We start from the raw sequence: 18,510 nt of genomic DNA, 5'->3' as shown, positions 1-18,510 counted from the left end.
TTTTTAGTTCAAGTTCTAGTTTACTCTTTGTACAAGGTTTCAAGCCATTAGTTCACGGGTTTTCGCTCCCACAACCCCATCAGCAACTAGACTATTCCTCTGTTGGAACTCCTTAACCGCCCTGCCTGTTTCAGGTCCAAATACACCATCCGCTACTGAGATGGCAAAACCTGCATCCTTCAACTTCTGCTGAAGTTTACGCACGTCAGAACCTTCCATCAAAGGTCGGCTTAAACGTAAGGCTCTGGGTTTATCGTCCCACGGTGCTTTCTCAAAACCCATTGCAGGCGATCGATTTAAGCAAGACTCAGTTTTTGGTCCCCACTGACCATCAACCTTAATCTGTTCTTCTGGATGATTTTTGTTCCAGAGTTGTTGGAAGGCTTTTATTGTTGCCTCGCGCAGGTCTTTAGCACCTGCACCTTGATAATCAATGTGTGGCGGGTCTCCCGCTAGAGGCTGCCAACCGCTACCTTTTAGAAAGGGTAACCAACCTTCTCGATCTTCGATATCAAGCGCCAAGCCACTCTGGTGATTACTTTCACCTGGTCTAGCTACAGGGCTTCTACCATTGAGCCACTTAAATAACAGCATTTGCTGAGCAAGAGTTCGATAGGCTGAATTAACAACAAGCCGCTTGCCACGGTTTTGAATAGCCTTTTGCAGTGCCTGTTTAGCTGTGGGCGGTACGAAAGGATATGCCGCATCTCCCAACTTGACATCTAGATCGTCAAAACTGACTAAAGCATCTGGGACAATGAGATTGATTTGATAAATTAATTGCTGAGATAAGGCGTTGACGACGGAAGTATTCCCAGAGGGAGCATCTCTGAGCAAACCATTAAAACTTGCTCTCGGTGCATTTTCTTCAAATTCATTAATTTCTAGGCAAGGTTCAACAACAAAGTCTTCCATTCCCTCAGATATATGATTAATTGAGTTGCACATTTTTCATTCTTAATGTTTAACAAAGTGAGTTGTTTACAAGCCCAATGCTTTCTGCGTTTGGGTACCAGCAATGCCATCTACAGTGAGATTCTTCTGTTTTTGAAACTGCCTCACTGCCTTGTCAGTGTCTTTTCCAAAAATTCCATCAACTTGAATATTGAATCCAGCTTTTACTAGAGCTTTCTGAAGTTGACGAACATCATTACCTTGCACAAGAGGTTGGCCGGGTTCGGCTAGCCGCAACACTCTGCTTGGCTCCCAATTCAAAAACTCTTCCCAAGGCTGACTCAAAAATAATGCTCGTTCAGCTCTCCTTCGCCGAGACAGTCCCGGAAATACTTGACCACTTGCTTTGTCCCATCTCAAAAATTCATCAGCAGCTTCCTGAATCTTGCCTTCGTTCAAACGTTTCAAAAGTGTTGATTCAAACAGGGAACGGGCACCAACGTTATAACTAAAACAAACTAAGGCTGAGAATTGATTGTCATTAATGTCTGTTTTTACTGCATCAGCTACCGCTACTTCAAACTTCCGCAATTCCTTTTTTAGCATCTCTTCTGCTTGGGCGATGCTAATTTTCATTCCTATGTAGACACCTTCTGTGCTTCCCCAGCCTATAGTCGGTACGTTAACGGGGTCTAGATATGCTTCTACGTATGTTCCCTCTGGCCCTTGTTTCAATTTATGCAACCCTTCAAATGATTTGATAACTTTTATTCCTTCTTGGTTAGTTTTCCTCATAGGTGCCCTTGGTTGTGGTACACCGCGCGGAACTGCGTCAGTGGGTGCGATCGCAAATATTTCAGCAGTAGTAAATTGCAAAGTTTCAATTAGTAATTGCACCTTACCTTCAGTCTGGGTAACTTTAACTGGTTGTTCATCTTCAAGTTCGTACAAACTACCATCAGCAAAAATTTCAAGGCGTTTAATCATTTAATAACCCTCCGGGGAGATGATCCAAGAACCATGTTTAGAGCTTTTTCACCTAGTTTATGAGTACATCCGGAAAGTTTCAAGTTTTATTTGGTTAAATGTTCAACCGATTCCAAGAAGTAAGGAAGCAACCGATTTGTTGGATAATCTGCCAGTAGACTCAGGTAATCCCCTAACTACTATCAACCAGGTCGCCGAGCTAAAACGCTTATTCAATCTACCTTTGAGCTATAGTTGTCGCCCCGTCAGTCGCTGGAGTATACAATTATGCACTCGCTCAATTCAGGTGAACTGATAAGCAAATTTTATGGCTGATAGTTAGCGACCGCCTTTTTCACACGGGGTAAAGCCGAGATACGTGCAAAATAGGACAAGACGTAAAGTTTTGTAAAGTTAATCGGAAATGACTAAAATCAGGAAAGCCTGAAGTGCTTGCTAATTAAGGCTTTCGCCTTTTGAGTTCTGTACGAAGGCAGAGTATAACCAATACTCTGCCCTCGTCAAGCTTGGTTGAATAGTCAGCCAATTTAAGGATGCTCTTGTGCTTAAAAGCTTTCGAGGAGGCATACAACAACTGAATTTGTTACGTTTCTTAATCTCGTGTCCTATTTTGCACGTATCTCGGCTTTACCCCAGTAACCAGTATCAGTTTTTATTAATCACTGTTAAGGAGAAAACTTGGGCCAACCGGAAGGGTTCACCGCCAAGGCGCGATCGCGTTGGCTATGTTAGGGTGAGGTTACGGAAACATCGATTATTGTAACCTATTACTGCATGAACGGGATTATACCATTAAATGACACTTTTGACTTAACTAACGACGGAGATATTTTGGCCGATTTGTTGGCTGACAAAAGAAGTCCCAATACCCGCGATGCTTATGAAAAAGATCTGAAGGATTTCTTTGTTACCATGACGGGACAGCCGCCTAACCCGGCACTGGTGGCCCAGTTTTTGCAATTGGATAGGTTCAATGCTCAAGCTCTGGTGCTAAAGTACAAGCAGAGGTTGGTGGAGAGGAATCTGAAGGAGGCGACGATTAACCGCAGGCTGGCGGCTATTAAGGCTTTGGTGCGGTATGCTGCCAAAATCGGTAAGTGTGCTATCAGTCTGTCAGATATTAAAAGTGAAAAGGTAACTCCTTATCGGGATACTACTGGTATTAGTCCGGATGCTTTTAAGAAGATGCTGGCTGTGAGCGATCGCGATACGCTTAAAGGTAAGCGAGATTATGCGATTCTGAGATTGTTGTGGGATAATGCGTTGCGCCGCAGTGAGGTGGCGCAAGCAGATATCTTGGATTTAGATTTAGATGCTAAAACTCTGAATATTTTGGGTAAGGGTAAGGGAACTCAAAAGCAAGCGATATCTTTGTCTAATGCTGCTGTTTTGGCTTTGCAAGATTGGTTGGTAGCCAGAGGAGAATTGAATAAAAAACAACCTTTATTTGTTGCTTTAGACCCGTCGAGTTATGGAAAGCGACTGTCTACTACTAGCATCTATAAAATTGTACAAGCTACTGCTACCGCAGCGGGAATTACTAAAACTATTAGCCCGCATCGGATTAGACATAGTAGCGTGACGGCGGCGTTGGATGCGACTAATGGGGATGTGCGACGGGTGCAGAAATTGAGCCGTCATGCTTCTTTGAATACGCTGATGATTTATGATGATAATCGACTCAATCATCAGGGAGAAATTACGGATTTGTTGGCTGATTTGGTTTGAGGTAATAGGAATAAGTCCTGGTTTTTTATCTGTTCTCATATAAGGGTAGAGCGCGGATATCGGCTGTATCCCAAGTAAGGTTTTAAGGACATGATGGAGGCGTAAACGAACTACCGTTAGTCGTGACAGTAGGCGCAGAAGCTATCAGCACTACTTGACCTTTGTTGTCTGTTACCCAACCAGTTGCTTCCACAATTTCAGTGCTTTCTTGGGTAGTGGATACTGAAGAGTTAGTAGCAGTTGAAATATTCCCCTGCACCTCTGTTTCTCTACTGCTCTGCTTGTCTTCATCGCTGCTCACCCTATCAACCAATACTGTATTAAAGTTAGAAGGAAGTAGGTCGGTGGGTATAAGCGGCAAACCGCCACGCCCGGTAATGGTAAATGAATCACCCCTATCAGCTGGACAGGCTCGCGCAATCAGTCGAGTAGCATCGACAAGGTTATCTGGCAATTCTACTAATCCTGAAGTGGGATCGATAATCTCACTATTGATAGTTACAGTGCCACTTAATTGAGAATTTGCGCCAGTAGCAGTGATGTCACTTTCGGGAGTATTTTGGGTTCGGAATTCGCTCCCAAGAATCGCAGAACTATTAATAGTAACGTTACCGCCACGTCGATCAATCGAATCAGCACGGATGTCACTATTTTCCTTTGGGAAGGCAACGAGTAAGGCACTATTAGTATTAATGTTGCCACCATCGCCAACACTAGAAGATGTGGTAGATATTAAACTATTGCGACGCATCAATAATAAATTACTTGCCTGTAATTCAATATTTCCACCATTACCGGATGCCGTAGAAGCTGTGATGCCACCGCGTTCGTCTAAAAAAATAGATCGGGCATTAACCCCTAATGTTCCTGCCTTGCCTGTCCCATCATTCCTAACAGTAACTTGCGCTTCATCAGTAACGCGCAACTGATTGGTGTTAATAGTTACATCTCCAGAGTCTCCGCTCGGCACATCCGGCAGTCCCAAGAACTGTCGAAGGGCTTCATCTTGAATAATGGCAGATGAACTTATTAGACTGGGATTGATAGAACCTGGTACTGTACCACTCACTTCTACGGAATCTGATGCGTTGATGGTAACACTTCCAGCCTTTGCACTTGCGAAGGTAGAACTCTCAATTCTTCCTCCATTCCGAAGTACTAACCTTGATGTATTGACGATTAATTTTCCAGCATCTCCAGCATTGTAAGATGAAACGGTTAAAGCACTTGCAAAAAAATTGAATTGATTCACTCCTTCTATTTCTATAGAATCAGAAGCATTAACAACCAAATCCCCAGCGTGACCAGTTCCGAAGGTTGCAGATGCAACACCAGTTCCATTTAGAATAGTTAATCGCCCTGTTGAAACTATTACATTTCCCCCATCTCCAGAACTGAAAGTTAGAGCCGCGATGTTACTCCCGAAAAGAGGATTTGAAACCTCCATTAATTGCAAAGAATCAGAGGCTCTTACAGTTATATTGCCCCCTTTTCCCGCACTGAAAGTTCTCGCACCTATTTGTCCTGCCTCTTTAAGAAGCAATTGTCTTGTTGAAACAGCAATGTCTCCTCCATTGCCAAGTCCCAAAGTTTCATTAAACAAAAGGCTAGGAAACATTCCATCTGGAGATGTGCCAATCACTTCCATAGAATCCAAAGCATTCACGTTGATGTTTCCAGCTGGTTGAAAACCTTGGTTTTGAATCAAAACTGCTGAACCATCGCGTACTGACAACTGTCGTCCCTGTGTATAGATTGAGCCGCTAACAACACCGCTAGCATCCGCTAATGCTTTTTGAGATAGCTGAATATCTTGGAAACTTTGCACACCTTCGTAGCCGAAAGTCCAGCCTTGAGTCGCGAGACTGATATTAACTAAACCATCGCCAACACTACCTAACTCTATGTGACCGCCTTCTGCTGCGAGAATGCCACCTTCCAAGTTTAGATTACCTCCCACCAACGCAAGCGTCTTCCCTAGTTGCACCCGTAGACCCATTGAATTATTATCGCCTCTAAGGACAGGTGATAAGTTTTGTAAGCTCAAGTTGTGACCCGTGCCTTGCACCCGAATAGCACCTGGATTGTTGGCAAAGTTCAAGCCAACTGGAACATTAACTGTCAGTAAAGATTGAGGTTGCGGGTTAGTAGCACTGAACTGAGTGCCGTCAGCAAAGTTAATGGTATTAGCTGTACTAGCCAAAAATGAGCCTCCAATATTTAGGGAAGCATTTGGCCCAAAAATAATTCCGTTCGGATTGATCAGAAACAGATTAGCCGTGCCGTTGGCTCGAATTAAGCCATCAATATTAGAAATAGAGCTACCTGTAACGCGGCTGATGATATTCTCAATGGTCAGGCTGTTGTTGAAGAAAGCCTCATTTCCCGTAGGAAGAGAAAATTCACTAAAACTGTGAAACAGGTTACCTCCCGCAGGTGTGCCGCCGTTGATGATGATGGTGTTACCATTCGGTGCAACCAGGGAATTGACGGGTAAAGTGGTATCGGGAACAATTTGTGCCTGAAGGGGATGATTGGCAAATAACAAGAATAATATAACTTCACTTGTGAGGAGAAAATTTCTGCGGCAATGCTCTTTAAGGGAGTTAGATAGTTTCATAAATATCCTTAAAAATTAATTATTGTTGGCCAATTGACCCCTCCCCCAACCCCTCCCCTGCAAGGAGAGGGGCTTTCCGGCTCCCCCTTCCCTACCCCCCTTTTTAAGGGGGGTAGGGGGGATCGGGAAGGGGGTTGGGGGGTTAGGTGCTGGGCTTGCGAGCCTTAATTTCTCCAAAAAATACTGGCAGACATTGAAATTGGCGGTAATGAAATTTACCAAATTCTGTTAACCCAGGCAATCCATTTTTGTAATCAAACATTGCCTTGCTAAACAATTTTGTGTGGTTAATTTCTCTTAAATCGCGACTGCTGATTTCCTGAAAACCAGCCAATGCAATTGACTCTTTAATTTCGCTTATCTTGGTAGTTTTGTAAACGTAAATCCGGTAAAATTCTGCAAGTTCCTGCTGCTCTTCGTTTGATAGAGACAATTCCTTACAGAAAACATCTTTGATGTACAAGTTCCCCCCTGGACGCAGCACTCGGTAGACTTCCGCAAAGAGACGTTGATGGTCGTAGGAATATCCGGTTGATTCCAAGAAAAATACCACATCAAACACCTCATCGGCAAAGGGGAGGTGATGAAAGTCGCCGATATGAATCTGAATCTGGTCAGCTAGTCCTACCTCCTGCACTAACTCTCTAGCCGTATCAGCTTGAACCGAAGATATGGTGATGGCATCAATTGCAATTCCCTTGATATTTCGAGCAATGTCTATACTAGGGCCACAAACACCACAACCAGCATCTAGGATACGATGTCCGGGTTGGATACCTGCTCGATTTGCAAAGTAAAGGTTGCTATTACGATAGTGGTCTGTGTCTGAGTCCGTCGGGAACACACCTGCCTGATAGGTTTTACCTATATACTTCAAATACAGTGGGTTCATCCTATCGTAGTAGCTACAAACTTGTTTTAAGTATTGGGAAACTTCAACCTCAGTGTCATTAATAGGGGGTAAAATGCTTTGATTATAATCTTCGGTTTTTGATACCTTTCCTCCATTTAAATCACTAGCATTCAGCCAATTATGACCAAACCCTAGATATGCTTTAGTTTCCAATTCATTGCCCGGTTCATAGATAACTTTTATATGATTAATAGTTCTCCAAAAAACGCTTAACGCCTTATTCCCCAGAAAAAGATCGGCTCCTGCCAGATTCGTAGGCCATAATTCTGGTAGATCTGCTTTCTGGGAAAATCCAGGCCAAGCGAGGAGAGCGTTTCGCTTAGCTGGGGTACATAAACCCATCTCGACTAAACAGTCTAGAAATAATTGCCAACGTGGTTCATCGGGAGGCTGTTTTTCCCAAAAATATTCCAAACCAATTCTGGGATGCACAATATCACCAACATCAAAGCTCAAGCCTAGAGTATCGGCAAACTCAGATAAGGTAAAGACAAGAGATTTTAACGTATCTGTTATATTTGTACAGCCAATTTTTACCAAATAATCTAACAACTGTTGTGATGAAATTCCCTTAACAACTACCCTTACCTCCTTGGCTGTGCGAGATAACATCGCACCGAGATGTGCAATCCTGCCACCATCAGGTATGGAATTAGCACAAAGCCGAAGATTCGATTCAAGCAGTGAATCAGTCCGATTGTTAAGTAACCTGAGAACTGTTTCGGTTAAATCTTGAAACTCACCGATATTTTCCTGATTCAGCACTAAGAAAAGACAGGGAATTGGCACCTGTGAAGATTGCTCAAGCAAATCGAATTCTAGCCAGAGACGCTCAACATTTCGGTACAAAACAGATGTTGGATCAATCCACTGCTGGCAAAAATTCTGAAAGGTTCCCCAAACAGAATGAGTTAAAAAACTCTCTGGCAGATTCAGGATTAGTTGAGGAAAACTAACTTGAAAATCTACTCTCGATTGTTCCTCACCTAAACGACATTCAAATCCCGCAACTGAGAAATGTGGCAAGATTTGCGCTAATGCCTGGATGCGGGATAAGGCTTCGGAAGACACTAACTCAGAGTTAAGATGGGGAATAACTACTCTTAGATAATCTTCCATTGAACCATTCATAGACTAAACCTTTGTGCCAAGGGTTTGAAACAATCGAGATGCTTTTAAGCAATAGCAAGGGATTTAGTAATAGTTAACCACTATTTTAAACCGAGCAACAACATCTTCAATTGTTGGCGGCTTGGCTAGACGTTCGGTTTCTTCTTGGAGCGCCTCTTTTACCTCCTCAGCAGTAAAACTGTAACCGCTTTCTTCACCCAGTTTTACCGCTAGCTTCACAAAACTTTCTGTGTCTGCTGTCGCTTTTAGCCTCTCTTGCAGTGTCGTGTATTTCAGGAGGACTTCTTTAAACTGTTCTAAGCTTTCTCTGGACATATACTTCTACTTCCTCATTAAAGCAATTAAACAAGAGCAGTAGATACTTACTTTTGTTGAGTTAGTTATCTACTGTATTGTCAAGATTTATACACAAATTTTACAGAGCATTTAAATGCTCAAGTTTTGAGTATACACTGAATATCGACATATCAAACTTAAAATAGCCTAAGTCCTAATTGTAACATTTAGCAACATCTAGGATTTAGACCCGTACTAGCATAAAAAGCAGAGTAGTCAGATGACAGAAATCAACGACCAAGACCTTAAAGACATCATTAATGGAGCCGCTCTTTTGGGAAGCGGAGGCGGTGGTTCCCTGGAACTGGGTTATTACTTAGCTACATTTATTAATTGTCCTGTTCAACTGAAAGAAGTTGAAGAATTGGGTGTTGACGATTGGGGCGCAGTTATCTTAGGTATAAGTGCAGCAGATGCCTCTTTGCCAGATAATACCCGTTCTTCAAACGCTTCCCCCAAAGTTTTGCTGAATAAAAAAATGTTCCGTAGCCTTAAAGGGGTTGAGCAATACCCGATTGAAATTCAAATTTTGATTGCGACTTTTGAATATTTACAGACAGCGTTGAAAATGGATAAGGATTTCTCCTACAGCCTTGCAGGAGAAATAGGTACGGCAAACCTTCTCGCGGCTATGCTGACAGCGAATGCTCATCACATTCCAGTAGTTGACGCTGATGGTGCAGGAAGGTCATTACCAGAATTAAGCCTGTGTACTTACTACTGGTCTGATATTCCTATTTACCCCTCTACTCTCGCCAATATTAAGCCTGAACAGGATAAACAAGTTAAAGCGGTGATTGACGCAAAAACTTCTTCAATTATGGCTCGATTTGCCGAAAAAATCGTAGGTACAGAAGAATTTGGTTTTCAAGGTGTGATGGCAACTTATGCGATGAACGGTCAAACGATTCGCGATCGCAAACCAGTCATTAAAGGTACAATCACCAAAGCACTGCAAATAGGAGCGATTCTCCGCGAAGCTAAACAAAAACAACTCAACCCAATTACAGTATTAATAGACTTTTTAAACAACGGTTGTTCTGCTGACAATAAAAATGCTTTCCTGCTTTTCCAAGGAAAAATAACTGAAGTAAAACAAGAAGAAGATCCTCGCTTTCAATCCGGAACTTTAACCCTCAGAAATCAAAATAAAGAAGTTCGCGTCGATTATTTGAACGAAAACTTGATTGCTTGGCAAGGTGGCAGACCGATCGCGATGGGGCCAGATCTGATTTGCTATCTCACCCCAGAAGGTATACCTCTTACTAATGCCGATAACTTAAAAGATAAAAAAGGGAGTGAATTAGCTCTGATTGGCTTAAAAGCGCCAGAACAATTGCGGCAGGATTCAATTATTAAAGCATTCATGGATTTAATTGCTGGATTGGGATATAAGGGGAATTATGTGCCAATTGAGAAATTACAAAAAGAACAAGCTAGTACCACTTGTTCGTGATTGATTAAAACATTTATCACTCTTCCGCAAGAAGACTCCCGTCAAGCTGCGCTGTGACGGTGAGAGTGTAGTGCCAGAACGAAAGCCAATTGCCCACCAAAACGTAAGGTGTCCAGAAATAAGGAATTTCATAGTCAACTAACAAAGCTTTTTGAGCGCGACGCAATGCTGAGGCTTTAGTTATCTGTGTGTTGGCAAACTGCTGTTAAATTGGCTCATCAGTTTTGCATTTTGACAAACCTTTTGTTTTTTAGCCACTATCAGTCCTCCCCGGCAATCAAAGCTTCCATTTGTGCCAGCAAAGATTCTAATTTCTTCCGCTTCTTCGGATTCTTCCACACCGAAGACTTCTTTATTTGCTTAATAGTAGTGTCAAAACGGTTCTGTAGTTCCTCAGTTTCTTTTGCAGGTTTACCTGCTTTCACCCGCTCTCGAATTTGACTCAAGGACAAAGATCGTGCAATTGCTTCCTCAAGCAGTGCTGTCCGCTCAGACTCCGAATCTAACTTAGCTATCTCTTTCGCCTTAGTATACTCAATGCTGCCAGAACGCAGAGCTTCTAGAATATCCCCTGGCAAATTCAGTAGCGGAAGCCGATGAGTTCTAAACGACTCTGGCGAAAGCCTTCCTATGGCAGCAAACACCTCTTCAACTAAGAGTTGTTCTTCCGGGCGTACAACGTTGTCCGCCAAACCTCTTTTCACCTTAGCTAATTTATTCAGCAACGAGATAACCGCTTCCCTATCCGTTCCCAGCTTGATAGCCAATAACTGTAAAATCCCTTCTACTTCCTCAACCGGATTCAAATCCTCCCGTTGCAAATTCTCTGTCAGAGCATACTGTACCGCCTGCTCGTCCGACATCGCTCGCACCGTCACGGGTACTTCACTTAACCCCACCTCTTGTGCCGCTCGGTATCTCCGCTCACCTGCCACCAACTCGTACTTGTCTCCCACTGGTCTGACCAAGAGGGGCTGGAGAATGCCATCTTTCTTCACCGACTCCACCAAAGATTGCATTGCCTCTTTGTCAAAATAGCGCCGTGGTTGAGTAGAAGGCAGCGTAATCTTATCCAGCGCCACCGTAGAAGGAACCGCATCATCATCGGCGCTAAACAAAGCGACATTCTTGAGTTTGCTTCTTTCAGCAGGCGGGCGCGTCACTCGTCTGGTACTCATACTTTCGTTGGGTTTAATAAGGTAAGTTCGGGCTTGGGCGAGGAATGGGGAGTGGGAATATTTCACTACTCCTTCTTCAAGGCTACCAGTAATACCACTTCACTCAAACGCTGTCACATTTACTATTCACAGCAGGGGGCAGGGGGCATCAAGAGCAGGGGGAAAGATTAGTGACACTATTTAAAGTGAATTAGTATCAGGCAACGAATTAAAGTGGATTGGTATCAGGCAATGAAACATTTGGATAAGGGAAGGGAACTCAAGAGCGGGGAACGGGGGACAAATCTTTCTGTTGCATTGTCCCGGCTCTCTGGTTGGTAGCCCTCTTCAACACCATAGTTACCATTCTTTATGCAAGTTGGCATCATCTACATCGACTCCATTGCTCGTGCTACTTCATCAAAAATACGGAGAACGGCTTGATTTTTGTTAGGACATAGAGCCAAAGGTTTGCCGTACTCTGCCGCTTCAGCTACCGCTGTCGCACGGGGCAGAGGAGGAAAGATTGGTGCCAAATTCGATAATTGTTCTTGGATGGATTGTAATGGCACTCCCACAGAACTAACACAACCGGGATAATTTGTGGCACTTGACTCAGATTTTTTATAAAGATTAGCGTGCAACGAATTTAGGAATGCCGTTCTTTTTTCGGAGATTTAAAGTGCAGAATCACAAACTTACTCGACAAATCCAGTTCATCATCGAAATCGATAAACTCAAAAGTATTTTACGTCAAACTTTACTCACAGATGGCTCGCGTCAAGAGAACAGTGCCGAACACTCCTGGCACTTGGCGATGATGGCAATTGTACTGGCTGAGTACGCACCCCCAAATGTCGATATGCTGCGGGTTATTAAGATGCTGCTGCTGCACGACATTGTAGAAATCGATGCTGGCGATACTTTTTGCTATGACATTACTGGCAACCAGGATAAAGCAGAGCGAGAATTACTGGCAGCCCAGCGCATCTTTGCACTGCTTCCCGTTGAGCAAGGTGCGGAACTACGTGCTTTGTGGGAGGAGTTTGAGGCTCATTCGACAGCTTCGGCAAAGTGGGCTAGGGCGCTAGATTGCTTGCAGCCCTTATTGAATAACCAACAAACCCAAGGTCATACCTGGCGATTGCATGGTGTTACCCGCTCCCAAGTGCTACATCGGATGCGGGCGGTCGAAAAGGGAGCGCCAGCCCTGTGGCCATTGGTCGAGCAGATTATAGAAGATTGCGTTGCGGCGGGATATCTAAAAGTAGAGCCGGAAATTAGCTCAGCATAGCTGTTATGTTGAGATTAATGTATCTGGTAATGAAGCATTAGCCGAAATCCTGAAAAGGTTCTCTGAACTGCGGTGGAGCCAAGATGCAAGCCCTCACTAGACAGAAGACGCAGTTAGCGGGGTAGTTGACCATAAATATTCCGACACCCTACATCTTTTTACCGATGCTTCAGTCATACAAGGGATGGAAGAGGTTTCCTCGCTTTTGCCAAGCTCTTGAGCCTGGATCTTTTCGCTTGCTCCAATCTTTAAAATAATCTTCTCCTTTTTGAGCTGCTTCCTTAATTGAGGAAGGCATCACACCAAGTCTCGTTGCCAATTGGTCTTCTGGAAGAGGCGGCAGTAATGGTGGTCTGGAGAACGGATACGCTTGAGATTTACCGACTCTTCGCTGCTGAATTGATGCTACTTCCTCTTCCAAAACCATCAGGCGGTGCAATACACGAGCCATGTCCGCTTCCAAGGATGCAATTGTATCGTCTTTCTCCTCTGTGGTTTGTGGGACATCAGAGGAAACAGCCCTAGAGAAAAACTGTCTGACAATCCTCACGAGCGCTGCACTTTCGGTCAGGGATTGTTCCTTCATGTACTCGCGCAGCTTGTTGTGATATTCAGGCGGTAAGTAGCCTACGATCCGTTTATTGTTGGTCGCCATTGCTTATGCCACAGGCGTGCTGCTTTTAAGGATACCTTGTAGCGGATGGTATGCCAACTATGGCCCATAGTATGTTACCGTAGCACAGCAGGCAGAGAGCCATTAGTATGCTGTTAAGTGCTATAGTAGCACTTGATGCAGTCCGGAGCGATCGAACTGTGGTGTGGGTGAGCAGCCAGAACGAGCTTGAGCCCTCGTAATAATCCCCATAACCGGAGTTATGGGGATTATTAGTCAGTCAGCGTTATATAATAATGCCCATCTCTTTAGTGCTTCCTCTTTCTGAGGTGGTTGATTGGGTATGGCACTCGAACAGGATTCAACTCTTCTGGCTGTGTCACAACCGCAGTCACTATATGCAATTACGACCCAACAGTTAGAGGCAGCCTTTGCTGATTTCCTCACTCTTGATGTGGCGGCTGGGGATGCTTCATCGGATACGATCGCTACTTACCGTTACCAGCTGCATTTGTTTGTAGCTTGGTGCGATCGCTTCAATGTCAATCCAGCTACCGCTACGAGGGAAGATATCAAGCGCTATCGTCACTTTTTGGTGGAAGTTGAAAAGTCTAAACCAGCGACGATCGCTCTGAAGTTATCGGTCGTGCGGCGCTTCTACGATGCCGCAGTAGAACATGGGCTGATGGTGGCCAATCCAGCCCTTGGCATCAAGCCACCACGGGAAAAACGCGACCCGGCTGAGAAAATCACTTTTCTGGAAAAGTCAGAGGTGGAGAAGCTGTTGGCAGCGGTTCCTACCGATGGTAGCGTGAAGGCGCTGCGGGATAAAGTGCTGCTGGCAATTATGCCCCTATTGGGGCCGCGTACTGTGGAACTGCACCGGGCGAGTATAGAAGATTTGGTGCAGCAAGGAGATAATCTGGGCATTCGGGTGGAAGGGAAGCGGAATATTAGAATTGTGCCGCTGACGCCAGATATTGCCCTGGCGTTGATGAATTATTTGGAAGCGCGGAAAGCTAGTGGGGAAGTGTTGGAATTATCGAGTCCGTTGTTCATTGCGGTGGGTTATCGGGCGGGGGGTCAAAGACTGTCGCGGCGGGGGATACGATTGATTGTGGATAATTATTTGAAGCAAACGGGGTTGAAACATAAGCCGGGTCGGACAATATCCGCTCATAGTCTCAGACATACGGCTGGGACGCTGGCGCTAAGGGCGGGGGCGGATTTGCGGCAAGTGCAGGATTTACTGGGACACGCAGATCCCAGGACGACTTCTTTGTATGCTCATGTGGCAGATAGGTGGGAGAATAATCCGGCTTTGAAGATTGGAATTAAGATTTAGTTTCTACTCAAAAGATTGGAAGAGGTTGATAATTTTGGACACAATCTTTACAGCCAAAAAAGAAGAGTTGGAACGTTTGAATCCAAATGAAGCGGTGGACTTTTTTCGTAAACTTCTTTGGGCGGAAGCACGGCGGAGCGGAGTTCCGCTCAGTAAAATTCGTGTATCCCATCGAATTAATGTGGCAGATGGTGGAATTGATGCTTCAGTTGACGATTGTGATGGCCTACTTGACAACGGTCTCATCATGCCTGGTCATACGGGTTATCAAATCAAGGTAGGACATTCTTTCAAACCTTGGAAGCGTTCACAAATACAAAAAGAATTATTTAGGGACAAAGAGGTTAGTCGAGAGAATTTAGGTGAAAGCATAAAAGACAAGCTGGACAAAAATGGAACTTACGTTATAGTTTGTTTTGGGCAGGATCTAGTGGAAGGAGAGCATATAAAAGCTCGAGACTTCTTGATTGAATATTTTAAAATATGCGGTTACACAGAACCAAAAGTAAATGTATTGAGTCAAAATCAATTAATTGGGTTTCTAGAACCATTTCCATCTCTTGTACTTGAGTTAAAGCGCTACACTCTCCCATTTCAATCCCATGAAGAATGGTCGAATAATGGAGATATGAAAACCCCATACATTCCCAGTGCTGACTATGAAGAGAAAGCCGCCTCAATCCAACAAACTTTGCGTTCTAACGATAAAGCAAAACACATAAGAATCATTGCTGAATCAGGTACAGGTAAGACCAGGTTTGTTTTAGAGGCAACCAGGCCCAAAGATATTGCACCCTTAGTGATTTATACACGAGCGGATGAGTTGAAAAGTAGTTCATTACTCAACCAGATTAACAAGCGGGATAATTCATTTAATCTTATATTAGTCGTTGATGAATGTAGCCAGCAAGATAGAATCTTCTTTTGGAATAAATTAAAAAATCAAGAATGTCGGGTCAAGATAATCACAATTTATAATCAACCTGAATCTTTAGAGTATGATATCAATTACGCTGATATACCAAATTTAACGACGGAAGATATCCAAAAAATTATCTTAAGATATGCGCCTGATTCTAATGTTGAGCGGTGGGCAGAATTTGCTGGCTCCTCACCTAAATTTGCTCACATGATAGGAATTAACTTAAAGCTATATCCAGATGATATTCTGCGCCCTTTTGAAGGCATTTATGACCGCATAGTAGCTGGTTATGATGACCCAAATAGTGAAGAAGTAAAGAGAAAGAAGCGAGTCTTATCTTACATTGCACTATTCAAGCGGTTTGGATACAAAAACTCAGTAGACCTGGAAGCAAAAGCCATTGCCAAAATTATAGAAAAAGGCTACAGCGATATAACATGGGCTAGATTTCAAGAAATTATTCGAGAATTACAAAAGCGGAAAATTCTGCAAGGTGTTAGCACTCTGTACATAACGCCAGCTGCTCTACATATACGAATGTGGACTGAATGGTGGGATATTTACGGCAACTCATTTAATCTCGCTGAGTTTCTAGCTGACATCCCAGAAAATTCACCGCTACAAGCGTGGTTCTACGAAATGTTTGTCTATGCTGCTCAATCCGAGGGAGCTAGTATTGTTGTTGGAAAGCTTCTGGGAGAAGAGGGGCCATTCCGGGATGATAATTACTTAAAGACAAAACTGGGAGCGCATTTTTTTTTCGCACTGACTCAGGCCGATCCAACATCAGCTTTGCAATACCTCAAGCGAACAATTGCCAGATGGAGTAAAGAAGAACTTCTCCAATTCACTACAGGTCGTCGGGAAGTTGTGGGAGCCTTAGAGAGGATTGCTGTCTGGCGAGAGCTATTTCTAGACGCAGCAAGATTACTGTTGCTTCTTGGAGAAGCAGAAAATGAAAAGTGGGCGAATAATGCTAGTGGGGTTTTCGCAAACCTGTTTTCGTTCGGTTACAGAGGTTTATCTCCAACAGAAGCTCCACCATTGGAGAGACTCCCAGTTCTCAGAGAAGCCTTGAATTCGGAATCAAAAGAGCGACGTGCGATCGCCATCCTTGCTTGCAACGAAGCACTGGAGTCACGGGATTTGATGCGGTTTGTTGGTGCTAAGTACCAGGGATTGCGGAGAGAACCCGACTTGTGGAAGCCGAAAACTTATGGAGAGCTAGGGGATGCCTATCGCGAAGTATGGCAATTGCTGCGCGAACGATTAGACACACTACCAGATGATGAACCAACAAAAGTTGTCGATATTTTCCTTGAGCAAGCAAGAGGAGTGGGGCAGATACCGGATCTCGCCGACATGGTTATTGACACTGTAAGTGAAGTTGCACAAAAGCCTTATGTAGATGGAGGAAAAGTTCTTCAGACAATTGATCGTATTATTCTGTATGCTTCTAAAGAAATCTCCCCGAAGATACAACAGCGATGGGAGCAGTTAAAGGAGCAACTGATTGGCAATGATTTTCACTCAATGATGAAGCGCTATATTGGTACGCTCTCTTTGTTTACAGACGAGATAGATGAAGATGGAAATCGTGTTAATCAAGTGCCACTCAAAATTAAAGAGCTAGCTCAACAATGTTTTTTGAATCAGTCTTTACTTGAAGCAGATCTGAATTGGCTAATGACCAACAAAGCCAAGAATGCCTATCTTTTTGGGTATGAGCTAGGCCAAAATGACCAAGAATTTACACTTTTACAAAAACTTATAGACACCCAGCGAACCGTGACTTTAAATGCCAGCATCGATTTGTTAAGTGGGTACTTTCGGTTTCTGTTTGAAGAAAATATAGAAGCGTGGGAGAATCAACTAGATGCTCTTTTTGAAGATGAAGATTTAGAGGTTTGGATTGCTGAATTGACTCGGCGTTCTGGCCAATCAGATAGAGCAGCTTTGCGTACCCTCAGTCTAGCTAAAAAAGGTGTTGTCAATGTTACTCAATTTGGAGTAATGAACGGTTTTGTTCAAAAGATGTCTGAGGACATATTTGTGCAATGGATTGAATTTCTTCTTAATAGCTCACATGAAGATTCTGCTTCCATCATACTAAGCTTGTACAATTCCCATTACCTTCATAAAGACTTTAATCGCCAGGAAATTCCTTATCTAATGCCAGAAAACCTAACTTTTAGAATTCTGACTCACTATCTGGATTTTCATGAAAATACTGTGAGTAAAGACTATGGAACGGACGATTACTTGTGGAGCAAAATAGGAAAAGCTTTTTTGCAACTATACCCGGAACAAAGTCTAAGACTGGTCGATGAAATGCTCAAGCATTTTAATAATTTTTCCTCTATTGTGCGAGGTGGCGAAACTCAAAATATTCTTAATTATATTACTCGAAAATATTCCCAAGATGTATGGCAATTAGTTACAAAATATTTAGATTACCCCATAAATTCGCAGGCATTTCATATCAGTCAATGGCTACGAGGTAATGACCTTTTCCCAGCAGCACAAGGGATGCTAACAGTCATGCCTCCTGAGAAAATTTGGGAGTGGGTTAATGAAGATGTGGACACACGCGCACAGTATCTTGCCTCTTTCGTGCCTAAAACGCTTTTTCGAGAAGAAGGCCAAATCTGCTTAGCACGGGAAGTGCTAGTGCGATATGGAGAGCGAGAGGATGTACGAAATAGTTTAATTTCCAACTTCTCAACAGAGGGATGGACAGGCTTAGCAAGCCTATATTATCAAGAGAGTAGGGAAAGATTACTTGATTTCAAACAAGGAGAAAATAACGAAAATGTGAAACGTTGGATTGATGATTATGCCTTTATCCTAGAAAAAAGTATTGAGCAAGCAAAAATTGACGAAGAAAGAATGGGTTTTTAGATTTTTAGAGAATTTAGTAGTGAGCGCTGTTATACTCTCTCACCCCATACCCACTGTTAAAGGTTTTTAGAGAGGCGACTCTACCCTGAAAAAAGCCTCTTACAAGCGTCCTCTTGCGTCCATCCGGTTAGCCGCCCACCCGATGAAACCAACCCAACAATCAGGCTCTCAGTCAAGCATTGCACATGAGGTGTAATCAGAATACGGATATCG

At 43.5% G+C, this 18,510-nt stretch carries 14 protein-coding genes; 5 read left to right on the top strand and 9 right to left on the bottom strand.

Annotated features, from left to right (window positions below; all coding sequences use genetic code 11):
• Positions 1-39: 39 nt before the first annotated feature.
• Positions 40-948 (bottom strand): peptidoglycan-binding protein, encoded by a 909-nt coding sequence (locus H6G03_RS20670; RefSeq protein ID WP_242056777.1) that lies wholly within the window; start codon positions 946-948, stop codon positions 40-42.
• Positions 949-981: 33 nt separating this feature from the next.
• Entirely contained in the window at positions 982-1,881 is a 900-nt protein-coding gene (locus H6G03_RS20665; RefSeq protein WP_190467657.1) for a glycoside hydrolase family protein, read from the bottom strand.
• Positions 1,882-2,655: 774 nt separating this feature from the next.
• On the opposite strand from H6G03_RS20665, the gene H6G03_RS20660 reads away from it, so the two are divergent.
• The gene (locus H6G03_RS20660) at positions 2,656-3,609 is read left to right on the top strand and encodes a tyrosine-type recombinase/integrase (protein ID WP_190467654.1); all 954 of its coding nucleotides are present in this window, start codon (positions 2,656-2,658) and stop codon (positions 3,607-3,609) included.
• Positions 3,610-3,691: 82 nt separating this feature from the next.
• Here H6G03_RS20660 and H6G03_RS20655 read toward each other — a convergent pair whose 3' ends face one another.
• From H6G03_RS20655 to H6G03_RS20645, 3 genes are all read right to left on the bottom strand, one after another.
• On the bottom strand, positions 3,692-6,229 hold the full coding sequence (locus H6G03_RS20655; RefSeq protein WP_190467652.1) for a beta strand repeat-containing protein: 2,538 nt from the start codon (positions 6,227-6,229) through the stop codon (positions 3,692-3,694).
• A gap of 142 nt (positions 6,230-6,371) precedes the next feature.
• Positions 6,372-8,273 (bottom strand): SAM-dependent methyltransferase, encoded by a 1,902-nt coding sequence (locus H6G03_RS20650; protein ID WP_190467649.1) that lies wholly within the window; start codon positions 8,271-8,273, stop codon positions 6,372-6,374.
• A gap of 63 nt (positions 8,274-8,336) precedes the next feature.
• On the bottom strand, positions 8,337-8,588 hold the full coding sequence (locus H6G03_RS20645; protein ID WP_190467646.1) for a Nif11-like leader peptide family natural product precursor: 252 nt from the start codon (positions 8,586-8,588) through the stop codon (positions 8,337-8,339).
• A 241-nt stretch (positions 8,589-8,829) separates the two neighbouring features.
• Between H6G03_RS20645 and H6G03_RS20640 the strand changes: the two genes are divergently transcribed.
• The gene (locus H6G03_RS20640) at positions 8,830-10,065 is read left to right on the top strand and encodes a DUF917 domain-containing protein (RefSeq protein ID WP_190467642.1); all 1,236 of its coding nucleotides are present in this window, start codon (positions 8,830-8,832) and stop codon (positions 10,063-10,065) included.
• A 16-nt stretch (positions 10,066-10,081) separates the two neighbouring features.
• On the opposite strand, the gene H6G03_RS20635 is transcribed toward H6G03_RS20640, so the two are convergent.
• The 3 genes from H6G03_RS20635 to H6G03_RS20625 all read right to left on the bottom strand — a co-directional run bounded on the left by H6G03_RS20635 (position 10,082) and on the right by H6G03_RS20625 (position 11,866).
• Positions 10,082-10,231 (bottom strand): hypothetical protein, encoded by a 150-nt coding sequence (locus H6G03_RS20635; protein WP_190467639.1) that lies wholly within the window; start codon positions 10,229-10,231, stop codon positions 10,082-10,084.
• Between the two features lie 94 nt (positions 10,232-10,325).
• Positions 10,326-11,243, bottom strand: a complete 918-nt coding sequence (locus H6G03_RS20630) for a ParB/RepB/Spo0J family partition protein (RefSeq protein ID WP_190467636.1) — start codon at positions 11,241-11,243, stop codon at positions 10,326-10,328.
• A 368-nt stretch (positions 11,244-11,611) separates the two neighbouring features.
• Positions 11,612-11,866, bottom strand: a complete 255-nt coding sequence (locus H6G03_RS20625) for a hypothetical protein (RefSeq protein ID WP_199315396.1) — start codon at positions 11,864-11,866, stop codon at positions 11,612-11,614.
• Between the two features lie 38 nt (positions 11,867-11,904).
• Between H6G03_RS20625 and H6G03_RS20620 the strand changes: the two genes are divergently transcribed.
• Positions 11,905-12,516 carry an HD domain-containing protein gene (locus tag H6G03_RS20620; RefSeq protein ID WP_190467634.1) on the top strand — a complete coding sequence of 204 codons (612 nt, stop codon included), beginning with the start codon at positions 11,905-11,907 and terminating at the stop codon, positions 12,514-12,516.
• 169 nt (positions 12,517-12,685) lie between these two features.
• On the opposite strand, the gene H6G03_RS20615 is transcribed toward H6G03_RS20620, so the two are convergent.
• Positions 12,686-13,171: a hypothetical protein gene (locus H6G03_RS20615; protein ID WP_190467632.1), complete on the bottom strand. Its 486-nt coding sequence runs from the start codon at positions 13,169-13,171 to the stop codon at positions 12,686-12,688.
• 301 nt (positions 13,172-13,472) lie between these two features.
• Between H6G03_RS20615 and H6G03_RS20610 the strand changes: the two genes are divergently transcribed.
• On the top strand, positions 13,473-14,474 hold the full coding sequence (locus H6G03_RS20610) for a tyrosine-type recombinase/integrase (protein WP_190467630.1): 1,002 nt from the start codon (positions 13,473-13,475) through the stop codon (positions 14,472-14,474).
• 34 nt (positions 14,475-14,508) lie between these two features.
• Complete coding sequence (locus tag H6G03_RS20605) at positions 14,509-18,297, top strand: hypothetical protein (protein WP_190467627.1); 3,789 nt, start codon at positions 14,509-14,511, stop codon at positions 18,295-18,297.
• The last annotated feature ends 213 nt before the right edge of the window (positions 18,298-18,510 follow it).

The sequence above is a fragment of the Aerosakkonema funiforme FACHB-1375 genome (genome assembly GCF_014696265.1).
Lineage (GTDB): Bacteria > Cyanobacteriota > Cyanobacteriia > Cyanobacteriales > Aerosakkonemataceae > Aerosakkonema > Aerosakkonema funiforme_A.
Note: the sequence above shows the minus strand (reverse complement) of the source record. Positions and strands in the feature narration are given on the sequence as shown.

Excerpts from the sequence above, each read along its gene's own strand:
- H6G03_RS20615 (WP_190467632.1), bottom strand. The coding sequence starts at position 13,171 with ATGGCGACCAACAATAAACGGATCGTAGGCTACTTACCGCCTGAATAT.
- H6G03_RS20650 (WP_190467649.1), bottom strand. The coding sequence starts at position 8,273 with ATGAATGGTTCAATGGAAGATTATCTAAGAGTAGTTATTCCCCATCTT.
- H6G03_RS20640 (WP_190467642.1), top strand. The coding sequence starts at position 8,830 with ATGACAGAAATCAACGACCAAGACCTTAAAGACATCATTAATGGAGCC.
- H6G03_RS20665 (WP_190467657.1), bottom strand. The coding sequence starts at position 1,881 with ATGATTAAACGCCTTGAAATTTTTGCTGATGGTAGTTTGTACGAACTT.
- H6G03_RS20610 (WP_190467630.1), top strand. The coding sequence starts at position 13,473 with ATGGCACTCGAACAGGATTCAACTCTTCTGGCTGTGTCACAACCGCAG.
- H6G03_RS20630 (WP_190467636.1), bottom strand. The coding sequence starts at position 11,243 with ATGAGTACCAGACGAGTGACGCGCCCGCCTGCTGAAAGAAGCAAACTC.
- H6G03_RS20645 (WP_190467646.1), bottom strand. The coding sequence starts at position 8,588 with ATGTCCAGAGAAAGCTTAGAACAGTTTAAAGAAGTCCTCCTGAAATAC.
- H6G03_RS20670 (WP_242056777.1), bottom strand. The coding sequence starts at position 948 with ATGTGCAACTCAATTAATCATATATCTGAGGGAATGGAAGACTTTGTT.
- H6G03_RS20655 (WP_190467652.1), bottom strand. The coding sequence starts at position 6,229 with ATGAAACTATCTAACTCCCTTAAAGAGCATTGCCGCAGAAATTTTCTC.
- H6G03_RS20660 (WP_190467654.1), top strand. The coding sequence starts at position 2,656 with ATGAACGGGATTATACCATTAAATGACACTTTTGACTTAACTAACGAC.